At 73.0% G+C, this 4,853-nt stretch carries 2 protein-coding genes and 1 pseudogene; all 3 read right to left on the reverse strand.

What is annotated here, in order from left to right; all coding sequences use genetic code 11:
* Positions 1 to 668: pseudogene (locus UW392_RS57120) on the reverse strand (hypothetical protein); the annotation flags it as partial.
* Complete coding sequence (pelF, locus tag UW392_RS57125) at positions 665 to 2,191, reverse strand: GT4 family glycosyltransferase PelF (protein ID WP_320783403.1); 1,527 nt, start codon at positions 2,189 to 2,191, stop codon at positions 665 to 667. The pseudogene UW392_RS57120 and the gene pelF, both read right to left, overlap by 4 nt.
* A 103-nt stretch (positions 2,192 to 2,294) precedes the next feature.
* The gene (locus UW392_RS57130) at positions 2,295 to 4,430 is read right to left on the reverse strand and encodes a hypothetical protein (RefSeq protein ID WP_320783404.1); all 2,136 of its coding nucleotides are present in this window, start codon (positions 4,428 to 4,430) and stop codon (positions 2,295 to 2,297) included.
* Positions 4,431 to 4,853: the final 423 nt, after the last annotated feature.

A 4,853-nucleotide genomic window follows, 5' to 3' on the forward strand; every position in this document is an offset into this window, starting at 1 on the left:
TACCCCGACTGCACGGCCACGGCGACCGCGGCGGCCGGGGACCCGGCCAGCGCCGCACCGGCCACGGTCGCCACGGCGGCACCGGCCGGCGCCCCCTTCAGCAGGGTGCGGCCCGCCTCGTGGTGCCCGGTCGCCATCCGCAGGTACGCCCGGTGGCCCAGCGCCTGGTTCCAGGCCCAGGAGACCAGTCCCGCGATCACCAGCGCCCGGATCACGCCCTGGTGCGGCAGCACCCGGCCCACCAGCGCGTAGGCGAGACCGGGCAGCGCGAACAGCAGCCCCCGCAGCGCGCACCGGATGTGGTCCGGACGCCAGGGGTCGGGCGGTCGCGGCGGCTCAGGGAAGGTGCGCGGCACCCGCTCGTACACCGCGGTGGCCAGCGAGAACAGATCAGGATGGCCGTACCTCTCCGTGATCACCTCGCCGGTGAGCCCCTCGGACTCCAGCAGCGCGGCCACCTCGTAGGCGTGGACGGCACAGCCGACGCGGTCGGCGAGTTCGGCCGCCAGCCGGTCCACCGCCTCGCGCCGCACGGCGTCGCCGGGCCGCACCAGGGCGAGCGTGTGCTGGTCCGCCACCCGCAGCGCGAGGGTGCGTTCGTCGGCGAGGCGCAGCGCCAGGGTGTCCTGCTCCGGGCCGCCGGGTTCCAGCGCCATGGGTCCGCTCATCCGGTCGCACTCCTCACCGCTGTCCCGGCCGTGGCGAGCACGGCACCGGCCTCGGCCGCGGCGGGCGCCGCGGGCGCGCCGCCGGAGCGCGACAGCTCCAGATAGATGGACCGGAAGGTGTCGATGGTCTGCCGCAGGGTGAACTGCTCGATCACCCGCAGCCGCGCCGCCTCGCCCATCGACCGGCGCCGCTCCGCGTCGCCGAGCAGCTCCAGGGCGGCGGCGGCCATCGCCGCCGGATCGCGCGGCGGCACCACGAGACCGGTGTCGCCGACGGCCTCCCGGACCCCGCCGACATCCGTGGAGACGGTCGCCCGGCCGCAGGACATGGCCTCTATCAGTGTGAACGGGAACCCCTCGCTGATGCTGGAGAGCATCACCACGTTCCCCGCGGCGTAGGCGTCCTTGATGTCGTCGACCCGGCCCTCGAAGGTGACGGCGTCGGCGTGGCCCAGTTCCGCCGCCAGCGCCTCGCACCGCTCCCGGTAGGCCTCGCCGCCGCGCGGGGTGCCGCCGAACAGCCGCAGCCGCGCCGCGGGCACCTGCTGGCGCACCAGTGCGAAGGCCCGGATCAGGGTCTCCAGGTCCTTTATCGGGTCGACCCGGCCGGCCCAGCTGAGCACGGGCTCCGACGGCTCGGGGCCGGCCGGCGGGAACGCGGCGGGGTCCACCCCGTTGTAGACGGTGCGTATGGACTCCGGTGCCGCGCCGCCCTGTTCCTCCCACAGCCGGTTGTACCGGTTGCCGGGGGTGATCAGGGCGGCCCGCCGGTAGGTCTCCTCGGCCAGCAGCCGGAAGAACCCCAGGACCAGTGCCTTCACCGGCCACCGGTAGGGAGCCGTCCGGTAGCCGAGGTAGCGCTCGCGCAGATAGACGCCGTGCTCGGTCAGGAGCAGCGGCACACCGTCGCGGTGCAGCGCCGCGAGACCCGGCAGGACGGCGACGCCGCCGCTGACGGCGTGCGCCACGTCGCCCCGCGGGGCGGGCGCGGCGAGCGGACGCAGGGCGTGCTCGAGGAGCGCGGTCGCCGTGACCGCGTCGTGCAGGGTCGGCCGGGCCTCGCGCACGGCCAGCCCTGGGCGGGTCCACACCGAGGTCAGCACGGTGATCGCCCGGTCCCCGCGCAGGAACGGACTGAGCCGGCCGTCCCCGGCGGCCTCGGCCAGCGCGTACAGGCCCGGCGCGAAGCCGTCCTCGGCGCGCGGGTCGAGCAGGGCGGTCAGGAAACGCTCGTAGGCCGCCGCGAGCCGGGTCAGGGCGGGGCCGCGCGGCGGGCGTCCGTCCGGCGGCGGGCCCCACATGGGGGTCGAGACGACGCGGCTGACGTGTCCGGGGATGTCCCAGACGACGGGCTCGCGCCCGGTGCCGGTGACGGCGACGACGTCGAACTCGATGTCGGACATGCCGGTGACGAGCTGGTCGCACCAGACGCTGACACCGCCGTGGCTGTGCGGATAGGTGCCTTCGGTGAGCAGGGTGACGCGCGTCGCGCCGGACGGTCGCGCGCCGTGCTGAACGTGCATGGGATGTGCTCCACGGCCGAGGTTGGGGTGGTCGGACCCAGGTCGGTCGGTCCTGATCCGGCCGCCGCGCAGGGCGGCCGGATCACACGGGCTGCGCCCGGCTTCAGCGCTCCGCGCCGTACGGCACCTGCTCGGTGACGCCGGCCGGCACCCGGGTGCGGGGCGCGGTGGACGTCACGGCGGCCTCGTCCGGGACGGCGGCCGTCGCGGGCGCACCGGCGGAGGAGGGCAGGGCCAGGGCGAGCGGCTCGCCGGCCGAGGCGGTCCAGCCGGATACGGCACCCGCGTAGGCGTCGCCGAATCCGGTGGAGCCCAGCTGGGTCCCGGTGGGCATGGTGGCGGTGACCGTCACGCCCGAGGGCGCCTGGACGGTGACCGCGTCACCGATGCGGTAGGCCGTGACCTGGCCCGCGTCGAGGGCGGTACGCCAGGCGGCACGGCGCTGCATCTCGACGCCGATGTCCTTCATTCTCAGGTTCACCACGGGCGCGTCGGCGGTGAACAGGGCGTCGTAGCTGTCCAGCACCCCGTCGAGGACGGGGTAGGCGATGCGCTCCTCGGCGAGGTTCGACTGGTGGATGAAGTGCGGCTTGGGGTCGTTGGCGAGGACGTGCCCGAGGGCGATCCGCGTCTCCAGCGGCACGATGTGGCCGGTGTAGCCGGTGGCGGTGTCCAGCGGCGTGGTCAGGCAGGTGGACGTCGCGGGGTTGTCCTCGCAGATGCCGCTGCCGCCCTGGGCGCGGCTGGTGTAGATCCAGTTGTACTCGTCGACCTGCTCGGCGGCCCGCCCGGCGTTGTAGAAGACGTTCATCGGGTAGCGGGAGACCGTCGTGGCGCTGCCGACCTGGCGCTGGACCGGGTCACGGGAGTTGTCCGAGCCGAGCCAGGCGATGCCGGTGTCCTGGAGGGCGGGGCCCAGGTTCGGGTTGTCCTCCGGCTGCTGCGGCGTCACCTTCAGGCCCGAGTGCTCGCCGGTGACCAGTTCGTCGGTCTCCAGCGGGAGTCCGGCCGTCTCGCCCCACGCCTCGTTGGTCGCGATCTCGTCGACGATGTCGTTCTTGCTGACCCACTGGGTGCTGCCGTCGGCGTTGGTCGCGCACTTCCACGGCACCACGCTGGTGTCCTGCACGCAGCCAAGGAAGGCGTGCGTGTAGGTGTGGTTGATCCAGCGGAAGGCGTTGCGGTCGGCGACCAGCTTGTCGGCGAGTTCGTCGACGCCGTTGTTGTCCTCGCGGTGGTCCACGGTGCCGGCGGCGTTGTAGGCGAAGTCGAGGGTGAAGTTCCGGCTGGTCTGCCAGGCGGTCGCGTGGTCGACGTCGGCCGGGACCATCCGGATGGGGTCGGGCTCGGCGTTCGGGTCGGTGCAGTCGACGTCGCCGGGCGTGCAGTTGAGGTCGCTGTTCCAGCGGTCGTCGGCGGCGAAGACGTCGTCGACGTGGACGGCGAAGTAGTTGCGGTCGGCGCCCAGGTGGACCCCGCCGGTCATCCACTCCACGATGCCGCGGGCCAGCAGCCGGAACTGCTGCTGGTACTGGTTGTAGACGAACGTGACGACCAGCTCGCGCCGCCCGTCGTGCCGGTACTCACCCACCAGGGAGCCCTTGACGGAGGTGCCGGGGCCGGTCGCCTCGACGTAGGGCGTGAAGTCGGCGCCCGCGGCGGGCGCCGAGAGGTAGGCGTAGGACTCGCCGACGGTGGCGGAGTTGTCCTCGAACGGGACAGCGCCCTCCAGGTAGCCGAAGGGCCCGTTCTTGCCCGCGGCGGTCACCTCGGCCTGGACCCCGTCGACGCTGCCCGCGTAGCCGGAGCCGACGGCTGCGTCGAGGCCGACCTGTGGACGCGCGTAGGTGTAGGCGTCGACCTGCGGGATCGCGTACGTCTGCTCGTAGGCCGCGAGCGCCGCCATCTCGGCGGAACCCGTCGGGAACGGGTTGTCGTTGGGCAGCACGACGGCCTGGAACTTGGCGCGCGGCCTGCCGTCCACGGTGTCGGCCAGGAAGCCGGCGTCGATGGTCTCCCGGCCGGTGTCCTGGAGGTCGACCTCCGTGTACGGCGTTCCGGAGTTCTGCAGTTCGGCGGCTATGGCGTCGGTGGACGGCCCCCCGTCACTGACGACCAGGACGCGCAGGTCTACGCGCGGCGTCAGCTCGTCCGCCTGAGCGGCGCCGGCCGGCAGGCCCAGCGCGGCCGTCAATATCCCCGCCGCCAGTGCCGCTCTGCGTCCGGTCCACATCTTCATTTGTGCCTTCCCCTCCCCAAGGGCAGGGGTGAACCGGCCCTCGCGGACCTTGCCCCACCCCCACGAACACGCCGTCGCCCCCCAGAGACGCCGGTCTGACGCGTTCGTCGGAGACATAGTGATGTGTGTGTGGAGCTTTTGTGTGCCCGCTGCGGAACTTGACGGAAAAGTGTATGTGTCCATTCCTTTCTGAGAGGCCGTGTACGGCCTCGCGAGGAAGGCGGCCTTCCGTCCGGTTCGGGGGGTCCGCAAGCCCCTGTGCTGCTGCGAAAGCGGATCATGCGTACCTGGAACCGGATGTTCCGGGCGCCGGACACGTCATTGGTCTGAACCAATCGCCCGTTCGGGCTCTGCGCTAGATCGAGTCACCTCTGACGCGAACGCGCCGCCGGGGGCCGGTGGTGGATCACCGGCCCCCGGCGG

The organism is Streptomyces sp. CRN 30 (assembly GCF_034105845.1).